The 19,519-nt window shown below is 71.8% G+C and carries 12 protein-coding genes and 7 pseudogenes; 17 read left to right on the forward strand and 2 right to left on the reverse strand.

Annotated elements, in window-relative coordinates; translation table 11 throughout:
- Positions 1-180: 180 nt before the first annotated feature.
- On the forward strand, positions 181-453 hold the full coding sequence (locus QUE51_RS12340; RefSeq protein WP_286276674.1) for a hypothetical protein: 273 nt from the start codon (positions 181-183) through the stop codon (positions 451-453).
- A 48-nt stretch (positions 454-501) separates the two neighbouring features.
- Here the strand turns inward: QUE51_RS12340 and QUE51_RS12345 are convergent, their stop codons facing one another.
- Complete coding sequence (locus QUE51_RS12345; RefSeq protein WP_286276675.1) at positions 502-1,017, reverse strand: hypothetical protein; 516 nt, start codon at positions 1,015-1,017, stop codon at positions 502-504.
- A gap of 170 nt (positions 1,018-1,187) precedes the next feature.
- Between QUE51_RS12345 and recO the strand changes: the two are divergent.
- From recO to QUE51_RS12375, 5 genes and pseudogenes are all read left to right on the forward strand, one after another.
- Positions 1,188-1,945 (forward strand): annotated as a pseudogene (recO, locus tag QUE51_RS12350) (DNA repair protein RecO).
- Positions 1,942-2,774: pseudogene (locus tag QUE51_RS12355) on the forward strand (isoprenyl transferase). Before recO ends, QUE51_RS12355 begins: the two co-directional pseudogenes overlap by 4 nt.
- Positions 2,775-3,516: 742 nt before the next feature.
- The gene (locus QUE51_RS12365) at positions 3,517-4,131 is read left to right on the forward strand and encodes a YdeI/OmpD-associated family protein (protein WP_286276676.1); all 615 of its coding nucleotides are present in this window, start codon (positions 3,517-3,519) and stop codon (positions 4,129-4,131) included.
- A 167-nt stretch (positions 4,132-4,298) separates the two neighbouring features.
- Positions 4,299-5,680: pseudogene (locus tag QUE51_RS12370) on the forward strand (glycine--tRNA ligase).
- 281 nt (positions 5,681-5,961) lie between these two features.
- Positions 5,962-6,612 carry a DsbA family oxidoreductase gene (locus tag QUE51_RS12375; RefSeq protein WP_286276677.1) on the forward strand — a complete coding sequence of 217 codons (651 nt, stop codon included), beginning with the start codon at positions 5,962-5,964 and terminating at the stop codon, positions 6,610-6,612.
- 139 nt (positions 6,613-6,751) lie between these two features.
- On the opposite strand, the gene QUE51_RS12380 is transcribed toward QUE51_RS12375, so the two are convergent.
- A complete protein-coding gene (locus QUE51_RS12380) occupies positions 6,752-7,210 on the reverse strand; it encodes an aminoacyl-tRNA deacylase (RefSeq protein WP_286276678.1) in 459 nt (152 codons plus the stop codon).
- A gap of 184 nt (positions 7,211-7,394) precedes the next feature.
- Here QUE51_RS12380 and QUE51_RS12385 point away from each other — a divergent pair, with 184 nt between their 5' ends.
- From QUE51_RS12385 to QUE51_RS12435, 11 genes and pseudogenes are all read left to right on the forward strand, one after another.
- Complete coding sequence (locus QUE51_RS12385; protein ID WP_286276679.1) at positions 7,395-7,784, forward strand: hypothetical protein; 390 nt, start codon at positions 7,395-7,397, stop codon at positions 7,782-7,784.
- Positions 7,718-8,002, forward strand: a complete 285-nt coding sequence (locus QUE51_RS12390) for a hypothetical protein (RefSeq protein WP_286276680.1) — start codon at positions 7,718-7,720, stop codon at positions 8,000-8,002. The genes QUE51_RS12385 and QUE51_RS12390 overlap by 67 nt, the downstream gene beginning before the upstream one ends.
- 178 nt (positions 8,003-8,180) lie before the next feature.
- A pseudogene (dusB, locus tag QUE51_RS12395) lies at positions 8,181-9,334 on the forward strand (tRNA dihydrouridine synthase DusB).
- Between the two features lies 1 nt (position 9,335).
- Positions 9,336-10,579: pseudogene (locus QUE51_RS12400) on the forward strand (deoxyguanosinetriphosphate triphosphohydrolase).
- Between the two features lie 64 nt (positions 10,580-10,643).
- A complete protein-coding gene (locus tag QUE51_RS12405; RefSeq protein WP_286279375.1) occupies positions 10,644-11,366 on the forward strand; it encodes an oxygenase MpaB family protein in 723 nt (240 codons plus the stop codon).
- A 159-nt stretch (positions 11,367-11,525) separates the two neighbouring features.
- A pseudogene (gene dnaG / locus QUE51_RS12410) lies at positions 11,526-12,883 on the forward strand (DNA primase); the annotation flags it as partial.
- A gap of 344 nt (positions 12,884-13,227) precedes the next feature.
- On the forward strand, positions 13,228-13,740 hold the full coding sequence (locus QUE51_RS12415; RefSeq protein WP_286276681.1) for a hypothetical protein: 513 nt from the start codon (positions 13,228-13,230) through the stop codon (positions 13,738-13,740).
- 212 nt (positions 13,741-13,952) lie between these two features.
- Positions 13,953-15,608, forward strand: coding sequence for an ABC transporter substrate-binding protein (locus QUE51_RS12420; RefSeq protein WP_286276682.1), 1,656 nt, complete (start codon positions 13,953-13,955; stop codon positions 15,606-15,608).
- A gap of 88 nt (positions 15,609-15,696) precedes the next feature.
- Positions 15,697-16,782 carry an ABC transporter permease gene (locus QUE51_RS12425; protein ID WP_434017202.1) on the forward strand — a complete coding sequence of 362 codons (1,086 nt, stop codon included), beginning with the start codon at positions 15,697-15,699 and terminating at the stop codon, positions 16,780-16,782.
- Positions 16,782-17,833: pseudogene (locus tag QUE51_RS12430) on the forward strand (ABC transporter permease). The gene QUE51_RS12425 and the pseudogene QUE51_RS12430 overlap by 1 nt, the downstream one beginning before the upstream one ends.
- A complete protein-coding gene (locus tag QUE51_RS12435) occupies positions 17,830-19,509 on the forward strand; it encodes a dipeptide ABC transporter ATP-binding protein (RefSeq protein WP_286276683.1) in 1,680 nt (559 codons plus the stop codon). The pseudogene QUE51_RS12430 and the gene QUE51_RS12435 overlap by 4 nt, the downstream one beginning before the upstream one ends.
- Positions 19,510-19,519 lie beyond the last annotated feature (10 nt).

A 19,519-nucleotide genomic window follows, 5' to 3' on the forward strand; every position in this document is an offset into this window, starting at 1 on the left:
CTCGTCATCCTCCAGAGTGAATATCCCCTCGGAGGTGTTGGCGCGCCATCCCGGTGTCAGGCAGGCTGGGGGAATGGCACTCATGACATCCACCCTCGATTCGGTCATCGTCGTCTGGCATGTCGCAGTGAATGCGGGGATGCGGACGCCGCTGCGGCGGCGTGCACGGATGACGTCGAGATGACCGGACCCCAGGGAACGGCGCGCGGGCGCGACCAGATGCGCAGCTGGGTGCAGTCCGCCGGCATCCGCCTCATGCCCAAGGAGGCCTACGACGTGCCGGGCGGGATCGTCGTCGCCCAAGAGGCGACCTGGCCCGGGCGGCCCGACTTCGACTCGGGCGCGGCTCCGGCGAAGCTGTTCACGACCTTCGGGCTGCGCGACGGCTCGATCTGTGCGGTGCACCGCTTTGAGACGCTCGAAGAGGCGCGCGCCTTCCCGATCGCGGCCTGACGCTACGCCTCGCGCCGACCCGCCAGTCCTGCCCGGGGTCCGGGCGGGTCAGCCCGCGAGTGACGCGGTGGCGAGGACGCGCGTCCAGTCGACCGCGTCCTGCTCGGTCACGAGCACGGCGGAGAAGCTGACCGGCTCGCGCCAGCCGTCCTTGGCGCCCACCACGACGGCGAACCGGGACGCCGAGGGGCCGCAGTCCGTGTAGTAGGCGTACTGCCCGGACAGGCCGTCCTGGTCGTAGTCGCCCGACTCCCGCAGCGTGCAGTACTGGTCGGCGTCGATCGCGGCGCTGTGCAGGAGGTCCTCCGGCGAGTAGCGCCCGGACTCGCCCGCTGCGCGCAGCTCGACCCCCGCCTCCACCCATACCGAGAAGAACGTGTCGAGGTCGGAGGAGGCGGCGAGCGCCGCGAACTCGGCGCCGGCCTCGTCGGTGTAGGGCGCGCCGTCGATGTCGCTCCAGCGGCTCGGCAGCTCGGCGGTCAGCGTCCCGGTGTCGTCGGACACCGCGGTGTAGTGCTCGGGGGCAGGCGATCCAGTGGCGGTCGGCGCGGGAGCGCTCGGCACGGGCGTCGTGTCCGCGTCAGGAGTGCTCGATCCGCGCAGCCCGCGAGGGCCGGCAGGAGAGCGAGGAGCAGGAGGGCTCCGCGACCGGACGCGGTCATCGATCCCTCCGGTTGTCTGCGGACGGCAAGCCCGCCGCGGTGTGAGGGCACTGTAGCCGGGATACTGGAGGGGTGCCGGTATATCGAGACGAAGCCGTCGTGCTGCGCACCCACAAGCTGGGTGAGGCGGACCGCATCGTCACGCTGCTCTCCCGGCAGCACGGCAAGATCCGCGCGGTCGCCAAGGGCGTCCGCCGCACCTCGTCGAAGTTCGGTGCGCGGCTGGAGCCGTTCATGGTGGTGGATGTGCAGCTCTACGAGGGCCGCAGCCTCGACACGATCACCCAGGCGGAGTCCCTCGCTTCCTACGGCGCCGACATCGCGGCCGACTACGGCGCCTTCACGGCCGCGAACGTGATGGTCGAGACCGCCGACAAGCTCACCGAGGGGAGAAGTCGCTGCAGCAGTACCTGCTGCTCCTGGGCGCCCTCCGGTCCCTGTCCCGCAACGAGCACGGCGCGAGCCTCACTCTCGACTCCTATCTGCTGCGCGCCCTCTCGATCGCAGGCTGGGCGCCGAGCTTCGACGACTGCGCGGTCACGGGCGCGCCGGGGCCGCACAGCGCCTTCGTGGTGCAGCTGGGCGGGGTGGTCGCCGACGCGGTCGCTCCGCCGGGAGCGCCGCGGCTGAGCCCGGCGGTCATCGGCCTGCTCGGTGCGCTGCTGACGGGCGACTGGGATGCCGCGGAGGCGGCCGAGGACCGCACCCGGGCGCAGGCGAGCGGCGTCGTCGCCGCCTACGCCCAGTGGCACCTCGAACGCGGCCTGCGGTCCCTGCAGCACGTGGACCGCACGGGCCAGGGCCACGAGACCGCGGCGGCCGGCGCCTGATGGCGAAGCCGACGACGCACCGCGACGCGGTGCCCTACCGCCCTGTCGACTGGACGGGCCAGTACCCGCCGGAGTTCCCCGCGGTGCCGTCCCCGGCCATGTCGCGGTCATCATGGACGGCAACGGGCGGTGGGCCAACGCTCGGGGGCTGTCGCGCATCGAGGGCCACAAGGCGGGGGAGGCGGCGCTCCTCGACGTCGTCGCGGGCGCCATCCAGGTCGGGGTGAAGCACCTCAGCGTCTACGCGTTCTCCACCGAGAACTGGAAGCGCTCGCCGGACGAGGTGCGCTTCCTCATGGGCTTCAACCGGGATGTGCTGCACCGCCGCCGCGACCAGCTCAACGAGTGGGGCGTCCGGATCCGGTGGGCGGGTCGCAAGCCGCGGCTCTGGGGATCGGTGATCAACGAGCTCCAGTTCGCCGAGCGCCTGACCGCCGGCAACGACGTGCTGACCCTCACGATGTGCGTCAACTACGGCGGGCGCACCGAGATCGCGGATGCGGTCCGCGGCATCGCCGACGACGTCGCGGCGGGCAGGCTCAAGCCGTCGGCCGTGTCGGAGAAGCTGATCCAGCGCCGCCTCTACGTCCCCGACGTGCCCGAGGTGGACCTCCTCGTCCGCAGCTCGGGCGAGCAGCGGACCAGCAACTTCCTCGTCTGGCAGGCGGCCTACGCGGAGATGGTGTTCCTCAACACCCTGTGGCCGGACTTCTCGCGCCTCGACCTGTGGCGCGCGATCGAGCAGTACGCGGACCGGGACCGCCGCTTCGGCGGCGCGATCGACGCCCCTCCGCCTGACCTGCCCACTTCTGCGGCAACTGAGCGCTGAGTTGCCGCAGAAGTGGGCGGGTCAGGGAGCAGCGCGGCGGCGAGCGGTCCCGCGACCCACGCCTCGACCTCGCGGGAGGTGCGCAGGCGCACGATCGTGAGGTGCGGATGCTGCGCCTCCAGGGCCGGGACGGTTCGCTTGTACTTCCGCTGCGTCCGGAGCGCCCAGCGGATGATGTGGTCACGGCCGGTGAAGAAGTGCCAGAGCGGGCCCTCGACGTTGCCGTTCCACAGCACCTCCCGGCGCAGGCGGCGGCGCACGGTCCGCCGGATCAGCCGGGGCAGGGCGACGCGACGCGGCAGGTCCAGCCAGATCAGGGTGTCCGCGGCGGCAGCCAGTTGCGGGCGGGCCGACCGGTACTGCCACTCGGTGATCCACTCCGGACAGGCCGCCAGCTCTGCGACCTCGGCCAGGAACGTCTCCCGATAGGTCCAGTTCGGCCCGTGGTAGAGCGCGTCGATCTCGGTGTGCGGGATGCCGGTGAGGCGCTCGAGCCGGCGCGCGAGCGTCGTCTTCCCGACCCCCGTGACGCCGGCGAGCAGGATGCGGCGGGGGCGACGGGGGAGCGGGTCCGACGCGCCGAGCATCCCGCCACCCTAGTGACGTGTGAGGGCCCGGCACTGCGTCCGCGGGTCGAGCGGACACCAGCCACTCCGCGCCTCGTCACGAGCTGACCGCAGCACCCGCGGCGGCGCTTGCCGGTGTCGGCGGTGCCCGCCACAATCGGCCGAGAAGGAGGCCCATGTCGAAGCAGGACGACGCTCCCCGAGTGCACGCCGAGACGGCCGAGGAGTGGCGCGCGTGGCTCCTCGAGCACGGCGAGACCGAGGACTGCGCGTGGCTCGTCTCCTGGCGGCGCGAGACCGGCCGTCCCTCCGTCGGCTACGAGGAGTCCGTCGTGCACGCCCTCTCCGTCGGCTGGGTGGACAGCACGCAGAAGAAGCTCGACGACGATCGGCTGATGCTCTACTTCGCGCGGAGGAAGTCGGGCAGCGTCTGGTCCCGGCCCAACAAGGTCCGCGTGGAGCGGATCCTGCGCGAGGGACTGATGACGCCGGCGGGCGCCCGCGTGATCGAGGAGGCGAAGCGCACCGGATCCTGGAACGCGCTGGACGAGGTCGAGGACCGCATCGTCCCCGACGACCTCGCGGCCGCCCTCGCCGCCGCGTCACCCGAGGCCGCAGGCAACTGGGCCGCCTACTCCAGCTCGGCGCGCGGGCGGATGCTGACCTGGATCAGTCAGGCCAAGCGCCCGGAGACGCGTGAGCGCCGGGTGGCCGAGACGGCGCGCTTCGCCGCCGCGGGGGAGCGTTTCGTCGACTGGCCGCCTCCGCGCACCGCGGCTCCGCCCGCCTGACGCGGGTCGCGCGGACGCGCGCCGCGATGCACCCGCTCGTGCCGTTGCCGGAGCGCCCGCGCGGTGCCTCGGCCCTCCCGCGCGCGGGCCGCCCCGCAGCGCCCCGGTAGACTCGGGGCCGCATTCGAACGACCGGGCACCCAGCTCGGCCAGACCCTGGAGCATCTGTGGCCGCATCACGTCTCGATTCCGTCATCGCGCTCGCCAAGCGGCGCGGCTTCGTCTTCCAGGCGGGCGAGATCTACGGCGGGACCCGGTCCTCCTGGGACTACGGCCCCCTCGGCGTGGAGCTCAAGGAGAACATCAAGCGCCAGTGGTGGCGCGCGGTCGTGCGCGGTCGGGACGACGTCGTGGGCCTCGACTCGAGCGTCATCCTGCCCCGTCAGGTGTGGGAGGCCTCCGGCCATGTCGAGGTCTTCAGCGATCCGCTCGTCGAGTCGCTGCACACCCATAAGCGCTACCGCGCCGACCACCTGATCGAGGCGTACGAGGCGAAGCACGGCCGCCCGCCGGAGAACGGCCTGGCGGACATCCGCGACCCCGACACGGGCCAGCCGGGCGCCTGGACGGAGCCGCGCGCGTTCTCCGGGCTCATGAAGACGTTCCTCGGCCCGGTCGACGACGAGAGCGGGCTGCACTACCTGCGCCCCGAGACCGCGCAGGGCATCTTCGTCAACTTCGCCAACGTGCTCAACTCGGCGCGGATGAAGCCCCGTTCGGCATCGGCCAGATCGGGAAGAGCTTCCGCAACGAGATCACGCCCGGCAACTTCATCTTCCGCACCCGCGAGTTCGAGCAGATGGAGATGGAGTTCTTCGTCGAGCCGGGCACCGACGAGGAATGGCACCAGTACTGGATCGACGAGCGCTTCCGCTGGTACGTCGACCTCGGCATCAACCCGGACAACCTGCGCCTCTACGAGCACGCGCAGGAGAAGCTCTCGCACTACTCGAAGCGCACGGTCGACATCGAGTACCGGTTCGGGTTCCAGGGCGGGGAGTTCGGCGAGCTCGAGGGCATCGCGAACCGCACCGACTACGACCTCACGACGCACTCGAAGCACTCCGGCGCCGACCTCACCTACTTCGACCAGACCCGCAACGAGCGGTGGACGCCGTACGTGATCGAGCCGGCCGCCGGCCTCACGCGCTCGCTCATGGCCTTCCTCGTCGACGCGTTCACCGAGGACGAGGCGCCGAACACCAAGGGCGGCGTGGATAAGCGGACCGTGCTCCGGCTCGATCCGCGGCTTGCGCCCGTCAAGGCGGCCGTCCTGCCGCTGTCGCGCAACGAGCAGCTGTCCCCGGTGGCCCGGGAGCTCGCGGCCGACCTCCGCCGCGACTGGAACGTCGAGTTCGACGATGCCGGCGCCATCGGACGCCGCTACCGCCGGCAGGACGAGATCGGCACGCCGTTCTGCATCACGGTCGACTTCGACTCGCTCGAGGACCGTGCCGCGACCGTCCGGGAACGGGACACGATGGCCCAGGAGCGCGTCTCACTGGATCGCCTCCACGCGTACCTGGCGGAGCGGCTCATCGGGGCCTGAGCGGGTGGTCCGCGCGCCGGGAAGCCGGCGCCGGACACGGTCGCGTCGGTCCCCGCGCCGACCCTGCGCGCCGCTAGCCTGGCCCTACATTCCTCCCACTGAAGCCGAGGTGTCGCATGACCGAGTCGCCCGTTCCCGAGCCGTCCGTGCCCCTGAGCTTCCTGATCAGCCGCGCCCTCGACGAGGGGTCCGCCGACTACTGATCCCCGCCGGGACCATGCCGATCGACGCATGAGCTGACACGCGGGAATGCCGCGCGGGGCATGCCTGTTCGATCGAGCATGAGTGTTCCCGTGAAGGTCGACATCTGGTCCGACGTCGCCTGCCCCTGGTGCTACATCGGCAAGCGCAAGTTCGAGGAGGGCGCCCGCCGTTTCGGCGGCGACGTCGAGGTGGAGTACCACTCCTTCGAGCTGTCGCCGGACACCCCGGTCGACTTCGACGGCAGCGCCGCCGACTTCCTCGCCGGGCACAAGGGCCTGCCGCACGATCGGGTGCAGCAGATGCTCGAGACGGTCACCGGCATCGCGGCCGACGTCGGCCTGGAGTACGACTACGACGCCCTGCAGCACACGAACACCGTGATGGCCCACCAGCTCCTGCACTACGCGAAGGACCGCGGCCGGCAGATCGACATGAAGGAGCGCCTCCTGCGCGCGTACTTCGTCGAGGGCCGCCACGTCGGCCGGGTCGAGGATCTCGCCGACCTCGCCGCGGAGCTCGGCTTCGACCGCGCGGACGTCGTCCGGTCGCTGAAGGCCGACGAGTACCTGGGCGCCGTGCGGCAGGACCAGGCGCAGGCCGCCGCCTACGGGATCAACGGCGTCCCGTTCTTCGTCCTCGACGGCAAGTACGGCATCTCGGGCGCTCAGGACGCCGCGGTCTTCGAGCAGGCGCTGACCCAGGTCGCTTCGGAGCGGGTGTCCTCGTGAGCGAACCGCGGGTGATCCCGCCCTTCCGCCCCCTCAACCACACCAGCGGAACGGCGGTTTCCCCGCGCTTCCGCTCACGCTGCTCGGGGACGCGGACGCCGCCGCGTGCGTCGACGACTCCTGCCTGCTGCCCGGCGCCTCAGTCGCTGATGTCGGCGAGGACCGCGCCGAAGGCTGACACCAGCTCGTCGGCGTCGACGAACGCGCTGACCCCGTGCTCGCCGGCGCCCATGGCCACCCGACGGCCGGCGATCCGCTCGTCCGCATAGACGGGCCAGGCCGTCGTGCTGCCGAATGGCGTGATCGTGCCGCGCTCGTAGCCGGTCGCCTCGAGCGCCTGGCCGGCATCCGGCAGTTGCAGCTTGTTGACCCCGACCACGGCCCGCAGCTTCGCCCAGGCGATCTGCCGGTCGCCCGGGACGAGCGCGAACAGGAAGGTGCCGTCCTTCCGCTTGACCACGAGCGTCTTGACGATGTCGGAGGGCGAGAGCCCGAGGAGTTCGGCCGCCTCCTCCAGGGAGCCCGCAGCGGGACGCTCCACGAACTCGATCCTGACGCCGCGCGCGGCGGCGTCCTCCTGCACCCGATTCCTGGTCACGGGACCATCCTGGCCGCATTCGTACCCGCCCGGGTTCCGGCCCGGCCCCGCGCTCGCACCGCCGACCGCGCCTGGGGCGGATGCCGCCCGCGTTGTGGTGGGCGAGTCGGACGCTCGGACGCGGACGTCCGCCCGCAGGATGGGGGAGACGGGCCGATCGGGCCGCCTAGGGGAGGACCACATCATGCGCCTGCTCGGTGCCGCGGCCCTGCTGCTTCTGCCCGCCCTGCTCATCGGCTGCACCGCCCCGCCGCACGAGGACAGGGCGACGCCCGGCCCCAGCCGGTCGGCGGTCGCGAGCCCATCGCCGTCTCCTGCGGTCGCCGCTCCGCCCGTTCCCCCGTCGCCCACGGCCGAAGCGGGACCGCCGGCGGATGCGACGATCGTCGTGGGCACGACGCGCCTCGACATCGTCACGTCGACCGGTGACACGTACCGCAGCTTCGACTACCTCCAGCGGGTCGACGCGGTGCTCGCCACGCTGGAGGAGCTCAGCGCCGTCCCCCGGTGGCCGAGGAGTACAAGCAGGGGTTCCACTGGCGCGGCGTCACCTACGACTTCGGGGGACTGCTGATCGACGACACCGGCGACGACGCGGCCTCCGACAACCCGGCCTGGCCGGCCTATCAGGTCGTCGTCACGGCGCCGGAACTGGGTGGGCATCCGATCGTGACGGCCGACGGCGTCCAGGTGGGCCAGTCCGCGGCCGAGGTGGAGCTGGCGCATCCGGATGCCGCGGACCGAGGGCCGGCGGAGGCTCCCCTGCCCTCCGCTTCCACCTCGATCGGGTGACGGTGACGGACTCGGAGATGGGCGACGCGGAGCAGCGCACCTGGGTGGAGACCGACCCTTCGATGGAGCGGGTGATCTCCTTCTACGCGCCCTCCCTCGACTACGGCGCGTAGGCGCGGTTTCCCCGGTCGGGAGATGACCGGCCGGGCTGCCCGCGCGATCTGGGAGAATCGACAGGATGTCCACCTCCACTCTGCCCGCGCCGGCCCTCCGCATCGGGCCGCTCGCGCTCGATGCGCCCGTCGTCCTGGCGCCCATGGCGGGCATCACGAACACCGCGTTCCGCCGCCTCTGCCGCGAGTTCGGCGCGGGCCTGTACGTGAGCGAGATGATCACGAGCCGCGCGCTCGTCGAGCGGACGCCCGAGACGATGCGGCTCATCACGCACCACGAGTCGGAGACGCCGCGCTCCATCCAGCTCTACGGCGTCGACCCGGCCACCGTCGCCGAGGCCGTCCGCATCCTCGTCGCCGAGGACCGCGCCGATCACATCGACCTCAACTTCGGCTGCCCGGTGCCCAAGGTCACCCGGAAGGGCGGGGGAGCTGCGCTGCCCTGGAAGCTCGACCTGTTCCGCGACATCGTCGAGGGCGCCGTCCGGAGCGCGGGCGCCGTCCCGCTCACCATCAAGATGCGCAAGGGCATCGACGGCGACCACCTCACCTACCTGGAGGCGGGCCGGATCGCCGAGGGCGCGGGCGTCTCCAGCATCGCGCTGCACGCCCGCACGGCCGCCGAGTTCTACTCGGGCACCGCCGACTGGGACGCGATCGGCACCCTCAAGGAGACGGTCACGAGCGTGCCCGTGCTCGGCAACGGCGACATCTGGTCGGGCGCCGACGCGCTGCGGATGGTGCAGCAGACCGGCTGCGACGGCGTCGTCGTCGGCCGCGGCTGCCTGGGCCGGCCCTGGCTCTTCGGCGACCTCGCCGCCGCGTTCGCGGGCGAGGACCGGGTCGCGATGCCCTCCTCGGCGTCGTGGCGGACACGTTCCGCCGCCACGCCGAGCTCCTGGTCGAGTTCTTCGGCAGCGAGGATCGCGGCTGCCGCGACATCCGCAAGCACGTCGCCTGGTACTTCAAGGGCTACCCGGTCGGGGGCGAGCTGCGCGCGAGCCTCGCGACCTCCGGATCGCTTCAGGAGATCGACGACCTCCTCGGCACCCTCGACCGTGACGCGCCCTACCCGGGCGAGGCCGCCGAGGGGCAGCGCGGCCGGGCGGGCAGCCCCAAGCGTCCCGTGCTTCCCGAGGGATGGCTCGGCAGCCGCACGCTCGACGTCGACGAGCGGTGCGAGGTCGCGGGTGCGGAACTCGAGAACAGCGGTGGCTGAGCTGGGCGACGCGCCCGGCTACGAGGAGCGCGACCGCGAGCGCCGCCTGCCCGAGCAGCACTCCAGTCGCCGCAGCGACTTCGCGCGCGACCGCGCCCGGCTGCTCCACTCGAGCGCCCTCCGCAGGCTCGCGGCGAAGACGCAGGTGCTGAGCCCGACGGCCGGCCTCGACTTCGCCCGCAATCGTCTTACGCACTCCCTCGAGGTCGCCCAGGTGGGCCGCGAACTGGGTGCGAGCCTCGGGCTCAACCCGGACGTGGTCGACACGGCGTGCCTCGCGCACGACATCGGCCACCCGCCGTTCGGCCACAACGGCGAGAAGGCGCTGTCCGAATGGGCGGAGGACATCGGCGGCTTCGAGGGCAACGCGCAGTCCCTGCGCCTGCTCACGCGGCTGGAGCCCAAGGCGTTCGGACCCGACGGAACCCCGTTCGGCCTCAACCTGACCCGGGCGAGCCTCGACGCGAGCTGCAAGTACCCGTGGTCCGCCGACGACTCGGTGGCCGACCCGAGCGGCCGCGCCAAGTTCGGCTACTACGCGGAGGACGCCGCGGCGTTCGCATGGATGCGGGACGGGGCGCCCGAGGGGTCCGGTGCATCGAAGCGCAGGTCATGGACCTCAGCGACGACATCGCCTACTCGGTGCACGACTTCGAGGACGCGGTGACCGGCGGCTACATCGACGTCGCGGCGCTCGGCCGGCGTGAGGACGACGACGCGCTGGTCAGCGCGATGCACTCCTGGATCGGCGGCGCGTACGACCACGCCGAGCTGATCGCGGCCTTCGACCGGCTGCACGGCCTGCCGTTCTGGATCTCCCGGTGGGATGCGTCGCGCCGCGACCAGGGCCGCCTCAAGAACCTGACGAGCCAGCTGATCGGCCGGTTCGCGGGAGCTGCGACGCGGGCGACCCGCGCAGCCCATCCGCAGGAACGGCTCAGCCGGTTCGCCGCCGACGTCGTGCTGCCGCCGGAGATCGGCGCGGAGATCGCGGTGCTCAAGGGCATCGTCGCCGCCTTCGTGATGACGAACACGACCCGCACGCCCGTCTACCAGCAGCAGCGCGACATGCTGCAGGAGCTGGCCGACGTCCTCGTCGAGCGCCCCGACGCCCTCGACCCGGCGTTCGCCGCCGACCACCGCGAGGCGACCAGCGAGGCGGAGCGCCGCCGCGCCGTCGTGGACCAGGTCGCGAGCCTCACCGACCAGTCGGCCATGGCGTGGCACGAGCGACTCGTCGGCTGAGCCGGCGCATCGACTTCGCCGAGGTCGCGGGGGAGGGCATCCTGCTGGCCGGGGAGGACGCGCCCTGCTCCTCCAGCTCGCCGACCCGGCGGTCGCGGCCGGCGTCGCCGCGCACAGCGGCTTCCGCCTGGACCCGACGCGCCGGCTCGCGGGCACGCTGGAGTACCTCTACGTGCTCGCGTTCGGCACGGAGGAGGAGATCCGCCGCGTTGCGCGGAGCGTCGGAGTCGCCCACCGCGGCGTCCAGGGCGACGAACCGGTGCGGTACGACGCTCGCGACCCCGAGCTGCAGCTGTGGGTCGCCGCGACGCTCTACGACACCACCGTGCAGGTGTGGGAGGCGGTGCACGGCCCCCTTCCCGAGGCGACGGCGGATGCGGTCTACCGCGAGAGCGCCCGCATCGGCACCGCGCTCGGGATGCCGCTCGCCTCGTGGCCCACGGATCGCGCCGCCTTCCGGGAGTACTGGGAGCAGCGCGTGGCGCGCCTCGAGGTCACGCCGCCGGCGCGCGCAGTCGCGGTCTCGCTCCTGCGTCCCCGCACCGGACCCATGTGGCTGCGGGGTCTGATGCCTCTGGCACGAGTCGTGACGGCCGGCCTGCTGCCGGAAGCCGTGCGACGCGGTTACGGCGTGCGCTGGGATGACCGGCTGGGCAGGCAGTTCGCCCGTCGGTTCGGTCTCCTCCTGGCGGTGTACCGGATCCTGCCCCGGACCATCCGCCGGGCGCCCAGCCGCCTGCTGCTCGCTCGCTTCCGCGGCGCGGCGCCGGCGTCCACCCCGTCCTGACCAAGCCACGGAGATCCGGCCCCCTCGGCTCGAAGTTATGCGGACTCGTGGCCGTCGCGCCGGGAATCTCCGTGATTTGGGCGGCAGCAGAAGGGTGTGGCCGCTCGGCCGTCCCCAGCCTCCCCGGCGTGGTCAGCAGCCGAACCTAGAATCGACGGCATGGCGGGGCGCATTCTCAAGAGCGACATCGACGAGGTGCGCGCCCGCGTCAACCTCGGCGACGTGATCGGCGACTACGTCAGCCTCAAGTCCGCGGGCGTCGGCTCGCTGAAGGGCCTCTGCCCCTTCCACGACGAGCGCAGCCCCAGCTTCCACGTGCGCCCGCAGGTCGGCATGTACCACTGCTTCGGCTGCGGCGAGGGCGGCGACGTCTACACGTTCCTGCAGAAGATGGACCACGTCACGTTCGCGGAGGCGGTCGAGCGGATGGCCGCGAAGGTCGGCTACACGCTGCACTACGAGGACGGCGGCTCGGCGGCGCAGGAGTCCGGCAACCGGGCGCGCCTCCTGGCCGCGAACCGGGCGGCGGGGAGTTCTTCGTGGAGCGCCTCGCGACCCCGGGCGCGGATCCCGGCCGGCGCTTCCTGGGCGAGCGCGGCTTCGACCGTGCGGCCGCCGCGCACTTCGGCGTGGGGTTCGCGCCCAAGAGCTGGGACGAGCTGACCAAGCACCTGCGCGGTCGGGGCTTCTCCGACCAGGAGCTGCTGGCCGCCGGACTCGTGTCGAGCGGCGACCGCGGGGTCTACGACCGCTTCCGCGGGCGCGTCGTCTGGCCGATCCGCGACCTCTCGGGCGAGACCGTGGGCTTCGGCGCCCGGCGCCTCCTCGAGGACGACAAGGGCCCCAAGTACCTCAACACCCCGGAGACCGCGGTCTACCACAAGGCGCAGGTCCTCTACGGGCTCGACCTCGCGAAGCGGGACATCTCGCGCGGGCGCCGCGTGGTCGTGGTCGAGGGGTACACCGACGTCATGGCCTGCCACCTCGCGGGCGTGACCACCGCGGTCGCGACGTGCGGCACGTCTTTCGGCGTCGACCACATCAAGATCCTCCGCCGCGTGCTCGGCGACGACTCCGGGCTCGGCGAGGTCATCTTCACCTTCGATCCGGATGCCGCGGGCCAGAAGGCCGCGGTCCGCGCGTTCGGCGAGGAGCAGCGCTTCGCCGCTCAGACCTACGTCGCCACGGGGCCCGAGGGGCTCGACCCCTGCGACCTGCGCCTCGCGCAGGGGGACGAGGCCGTGCGCGGCATGATCGACTCCAAGAAGCCGATGTTCGAGTTCATCATCCTGCAGCAGCTGCGGGCCCATGACCTCGACACCGTGGAGGGCCGGGTGGCCGCCCTCCGCGCCGCGGCGCCGGTCGTCGCCGAGATCCGCGACCCGTCACTGCGTCCCGGCTATGCCCGCGAGCTGGCCCGGTGGCTGGGCATGGAGCTGGGCGAGGTCTCGGCCGCCGTCGCGTCGGCCGCCCCCGCATCTCCCCGTCGCGGTCGAGCGACTCGCGTCCCGGGTCCGCCGACTCCCGTGCCGGCTCGTCCGACTCCCGTGCCGGCGACTCTCGTCGCACCGGCCCCGGCCCCTCTCGCGGGTCCGACCGGGGATCGCTCCCCGCGGGTCCCGGAGGCTCGCGCGGCCCCCAGCGCGGCGCCGTGCCGTCCGGCCAGGCCGCGTCGCGGGCACCCCAGCGCGCCGCGGCGAACTCGGCGCCCGCCCGCCCGGTCGCCGGGCCGCCCGTCCGTCCCGCCGCTCTCCCTCGCGAGGACGACTTCGGCGAGCCGCCGCCCGATGAGCGGGACGCCCCGCCGCCCGAGGACCACGACGACCGGGACCCCTACGCCGACCGCGAGCCGGACCGGCGCGTGGATCGCGAGCCGGAGCCGGAGGCGCGCCGCGGCCCCACGCTGACGGAGCTGCCGTCCGACCCCGCCACCCGCCTCGAGCGCGACGCCCTCATGGCGATCCTGCAGTTCCCGCAGCTGGTGGGTCGCACGCTGCTCGACCGGGCATCCCGATCGGGCTTCGCGAACCGCGCGCTCGCCGCCGTGCGGGATGCGATCGGCGCGAACGCCGACGTCGCGGAGACGCCGCAGTGGCTCGAGACCGTGACGGCGGCGGTCCCGTCACCGCTCGCGCAGCTCGTCCAGCAGCTCGCGATCGCCCCGCTGCCGCAGCAGCCCAAGGAGGAGGCGCTCGGGATCTACGTCCGAGACGTCGCGTCGCGCCTCGTCGACCGGGACCTGCAGCGCCGGAAGTCGGAGCTCCTGGGTCAGCTCCAGCGCACGCGGGCGACCGAGGACCCGGAGCGCTACCGCGGCATCCAGCGTGATCTCGTCACCCTCGAGGCCGAGCGGCGGTCGCTTCGCGAGGGCTGACCACCTGCCAGTCCGCCGGGAGCGGCGCCCCAGTCGTCGCGGCACCGTTGCGGCACGATGTTTCAGCGGGGTAACGAAGTCCCGCGCGGTCCAGCCCGGGACCGCCTATGTGTTAGACCAGAGTCGCACAGCACGCGCCACGGGGCTCCGACCTCTCGCGCGCTCGCCCCGCTCCTCGCGGGCACCACTTCCACTGAAAGAGGTAGACGGATATGACATCCGCATTCTCCGGCCGGAACAGGCGCGTCCTTCTCGCGACCGCCGGCATCACGGTCGCCGCTCTGGCGCTCGCCGGCTGCTCCGGCGGCGGCAGCAACGGCGGCGGCGGCGGCTCGTCCTCGGGCGGCTCCAAGGGCGGCACGATCACGGTCGGCACCACCGACCCGCTGACCACCCTCGACCCGGCCGGCTCCTACGACAACGGCTCGCTCGCGGTCCAGCTGCAGGTCTTCCCGTTCCTCTTCGACAGCCCGGTCGGCAGCCCCGACCCGGAGCCGAGCATCGCGGAGTCCGGCGAGTTCACGTCGCCGACCGAGTTCACGGTGAAGCTCAAGGACGGGCTCAAGTGGGCCAACGGCAACGACCTCACCTCGTCGGACGTGAAGTTCACGTTCGATCGCCAGCTGAAGATCAAGGACCCCAACGGGCCCTCGTCGCTGCTCGCGAACGTCGACAGCATCGAGGCACCCGACGACTCGACCGTGGTGTTCACCCTGAAGGTGCCGAACGACGTCACGTTCAAGCAGGTGCTCTCGAGCCCGGTCGGCCCGATCGTCGATGAGGACTCGTTCTCGGCCGACGCCCTGACGCCCGACGACGAGATCGTCAAGGCCAAGGCCTTCGCCGGCCAGTATCAGATCACCTCGTACAAGGCGAACAGCGTCATCCAGTTCAAGAAGTACGACGGCTACGGCGGCAACCTCGACCCGGCCGCCAACGACACCGTGAACCTCAGCTACTTCGACGACTCGTCGAACCTGAAGCTCGCGATCCAGCAGGGCGACATCGACGTGGCGTACCGCAGCATGTCCCCGACGGACGTCGCCGACCTGCGCAGCGACAACAAGGTGAAGGTCATGGACGGCCCCGGTGGTGCCATCCGCTACATCGTCTTCAACTTCGACACGCAGCCCTTCGGCGCGAAGACGGCCGAGGCCGATCCCGCCAAGGCTCTCGCCGTCCGCCAGGCGGTCGCCGACCTCGTCGACCGCGAGACCATCGCGGACCAGGTGTTCAAGGGCACGTTCACGCCCCTCTACTCCTTCGTCCCCGCCGGCCTCACGGGCGCCAACGAGTCGCTCAAGTCGGTCTACGGCGACGGCTCCGGTGGACCGGACGCCGACAAGGCGAAGTCGACGCTTCAGGCCGCCGGCATCACCACTCCGGTGACGCTCGACCTGCAGTACGCGCTCGAGCACTACGGCCCGTCCTCGCCCGACGAGTACGCGCTGGTCAAGGACCAGCTCGAGTCGAGCGGCCTCTTCAAGGTGAACCTCGCCAGCACGGAGTGGACCCAGTACGCGAAGGACCGCACCTCCGACCAGTACCCGGCCTACCAGCTCGGCTGGTTCCCGGACTTCTCGGACGCGGACAACTACCTGACGCCCTTCTTCCGTCTCGACAACGGCTTCCTGGCCAACCACTACCAGGACGCCGAGGTCGACTCGCTGATCTCCCAGGAGATCGGCACGGAGGACAAGGACGCGCGCGCCGCCATCATCGAGCAGATCCAGGACAAGGTGGCGGCCCAGCTGCCCACCGTGCCCCTGCTCCAGGGCGCCGAGCTCGCCGTCACCGGAACGGACATCTCGGGGGTCACCCTCGACGCGTCCTACAAGTTCCGGTACGCCGGGATCAGCAAGGGCTGAGCTCTGACCAGGGAGGGGCGGTCCGCCGAAGGCGGGCCGCCCCTCCGACCCTGTTCACGGGCAGAATGGCCGCAGGAAAGAGGGACGTGTGACTGCATTGGAAACGCCGACGGTCGAGGCCGCCGCGCCGACACCGAGCCGGCCCCAGCGTGGCGGGGGTCTCGGCCGCTACCTGATCGTCCGGTTCCTGCTGATCTTCCCCACGGTCTTCATCCTGGCCACGCTCGTCTTCCTGCTCATGCGCACGACGGGCGATCCGATCACCGCCTCGGTGGGCGGCCGGCTCCCCGCGGCCCAGCTGCAGGAGCGCATCCACGAGGCCGGGTATGACCGCCCGCTGTTCGTCCAGTACTTCGAGTACCTGGGCCAGGTCGCCACCGGCAACTTCGGCCGGACGCTCACGGACAACCGGGCGATCACCGAGGTGCTCGTCACCTACGGCACGGCGACGCTCGAGCTCGCGATCTACGCGCTGATCGTCGCGTTTCTCGTCGGCATCCCGCTCGGGCTGCTCGCCGGCTACATCCGCGACCGCTGGGGCGACGCGGTCCTGCGCGTGTTCGCCATCCTCTGCTACGCCACCCCGGTGTTCTTCGCGGGCCTGCTGCTCAAGCTGATCTTCGCGGTCCAGCTGGGCTGGCTGCCGGTCTACGGGCGCGCCTCGGTCGGTGCGGAGCTGCAGATGCAGCTCCTGCCCTCGCCGACCGGCATCTTCCTCATCGACGCCTTCCAGACCGGTGACCCGGCCGTCATCCAGGACGTGCTCGCCCACGCGGTGCTGCCGGCGATCGCGCTCGGGCTGCTGACCGGCGGCGTCTTCCTCCGCCTGGTCCGCACGAACATCATCGGGACGCTCGGCACCGACTACGTGACCTCCGCCCGCTCGCGCGGCGTGGGGGAGTTCCGCCTCGTCCGCAAGCACGCCTACCGGCCTGCGCTCGTGCCGATCATCACGGTGATCGGCCTCCAGATCGCGCTGCTGCTCGGCGGCGCGGTGCTCACCGAGACCACCTTCGAGTGGAAGGGCCTCGGCTTCCAGCTGACCCACTACCTGCAGGCGCGCGACTTCGTGGCCGTCCAGGGCATCGTCGTGCTGCTGGCCGTGATCGTCGCCGTCACCAACTTCATCGTCGACGTCATCGCCGCGCTGATCGACCCGCGAGTGAGGTACTGATGACCGTCTCTCCGCCCGACAACGGGTCGGTGGCCGCCCCTCCCCGCCGCCGGCTGATCGACCGCCTCCCGGTCGTCCACCAGGTCCGGCAGAGCGTCGGCGTCCAGCGCTTCATGCTCGTCGCGGGGCTGATCCTCACCGGGATCTTCCTGCTCGCGGCACTCCTCGCACCGGTCATCTCCCCATACGGCTTCGCTCAGCTGCGGGATGCGAACGGCTCCTTCGGCGCCCAGCAGCCGCCGAGCTCTGCCCACCTCCTCGGCACCACGGTCGGCGGCTACGACGTGCTGTCGCGCGTCATCTGGGGGTCGCAGACCGCGCTGCTCGTCATCGTCATCGCAGTGGCGCTGGCGATCGTCGCCGGCGTCCTCCTCGGCCTCGTCTCCGGCTACTTCGGCGGCTGGATCGACCGGATCCTCGTCGTCGTCGCGGATGCGATCTACGCGTTTCCCACCCTGCTCCTCGCGATCATCATGGCGATCGTCATCTCCGGCGGGCAGTCGAGCCTCCTCGGCGGGGTGTTCGCCGCGGCGATCTCGCTCACCGTGGTCTACATCCCGCAGTACTTCCGGGTGATCCGCGCCGAGACGGTGCGCATCAAGGGGAGGCGTTCGTCGAGTCAGCGCGCGTGATCGGCGCCTCGACGCCCCGGGTCATGTTCCGGCACGTGTTCCGCAATGCCACGCGCACGCTGCCGCTCATCTTCACGCTCAACGCATCCGAGGCGATCCTCACCCTGGCAGGACTGGGCTTCCTCGGCTTCGGCATCGAGCCGAGCTCGGGCGCGGAGTGGGGTCACGACCTCAACAAGTCGATCGCCGACGTGACGAGCGGGATCTGGTGGACCTCGATCTTCCCCGGCGTCGCGATCGTCTTCGTCGTGCTCGGCATGACGCTCGTCGGCGAGAGCCTCAACGACCTCGCCGATCCGCGCCTCCGCGGCCGGCGGTCGGTCGCCGCCGCGTCCGGCCTCGTCGCCGAGACGTCGGTCGTCCCAGGCGGCGTGCTCTCGGCGCCCGGCGGCATCGACGGACTGGAGGGAGCACGATGAGCGTCGTCGACATCCAGAACCTCCAGGTCTCGTTCGCGAGCGACGCGGGGTCGGTGAAGGCCGTCGACGGCGTCAGCCTCACGGTCGAGCGCGGCGAGGTGCTCGCGATCGTGGGGGAGAGCGGCAGCGGCAAGACGGTGACCGCCAAGACGATCCTCGGCCTCCTGCCGGAGACCGCCACCGAGTCGGGCGCCATCCTGCTCGCCTCGGGCGATGGCGGGATCTCGGACGTGGTCTCGCTGTCCGGCGGCAAGCTCCGGGAGGTGCGCGGCACCGACGTCGCGATGGTCTTCCAGGAGCCCTCCACCGCGCTCAACCCGGTCTTCACCGTGGGCTGGCAGATCGCCGAGGGCCTCCGCGCCCACGGCCGGATCAGCCGCCGGGAGGCGAAGGCGAAGGCGATCGACATCCTGCGCCAGGTCGGCATCCCGGACCCGGAGAAGCGCGTCGACTACTACCCGCACCAGTTCTCGGGCGGCCAGAAGCAGCGCGTCGTCATCGCCATGGCGCTCGTGCTGAACCCGGGTCTCATCGTCGCCGACGAGCCCACGACGGCCCTCGACGTGACCGTGCAGGCCGAGATCCTCGACCTGCTGCGCCGCTGCCGCGACGAGTTCGGGGCCGCGATCGTCCTCATCACGCACAACATGGGCGTCGTCGCCGACCTCGCCGATCGCGTCGCGGTGATGTACCAGGGCAGGATCGTCGAGCAGGCGGACACCCGCACGCTCTTCTCCGCGCCCGTCGCGCAGTACACGAAAGACCTGCTCGCCGCCGTTCCCTACGTCGGCCAGGGCAAGGCGCAGGCCGCCGAGCGGCGCGCCGCCCGTCCCGAGGTCGAGGGCGCGCCCGTCGTGGTCGCCCGCGACCTCGTCATCGAGTACGCCGGCCGGCTCGGCCGCGGCGGCTTCCGGGCCGTCGACGGGGTCAGCTTCGAGATCCGGCCCCGCGAGGTCCTCGGCCTGGTGGGGGAGAGCGGTTCGGGCAAGACCACGATCGGCCGCGCCATCGCCGGCCTCACGCGCGTCACCGGGGGATCGCTCTCCGTGCTCGGCACCGAGATGCGGGACGTCAAGGAGCGCGACTTCCGGAAGCACCGCGTCGACATCGGCTTCGTGTTCCAGGACCCGGCATCGAGCTTCAACCCGCTCCTCACGATCGCGCAGGCGGTCGCCGAGCCGCTCGTCGTGCACCGCAGGGCGGGAGACGCGGCCGCGGCCCGCAGCCGGGTCGACGAGCTCCTGGAGGCGGTGCAGTTGCCGAAGTCCTACGGCGACCGCTATCCGCACGAGCTGAGCGGCGGCCAGCGCCAGCGGGCCAGCCTCGCGCGCGCCCTGGCCCTCAACCCGAAGCTCCTCATCGCGGACGAGCCGACCTCCGCGCTTGACGTGTCCGTACAGGCCCGCGTGATCGAGCTGTTCGCCGAGCTGCAGCGCGAGTTCGGCTTCGCGTGCCTGTTCATCAGCCACGACCTCGCCGTGGTCGACCTGCTCGCGGACCGGATCGCCGTCCTGTACCACGGCAAGCTCGTGGAGGAGGGGACCGGCGCCGAGGTGCTCGGCGACCCGAAGCACCCCTACACGCAGCGCCTGCTCGCCTCGCTCCCGGTCCCGGATCCGGTGGCTCAGGCCGAGCGTCGGGAGGCGCTGCGCGCGCTGCGGGCGGCCGAGGCGTGACGCGCGGCGC

The sequence above is a fragment of the Naasia aerilata genome (assembly GCF_030296595.1).
GTDB classification, from domain to species: domain Bacteria; phylum Actinomycetota; class Actinomycetes; order Actinomycetales; family Microbacteriaceae; genus Naasia; species Naasia aerilata.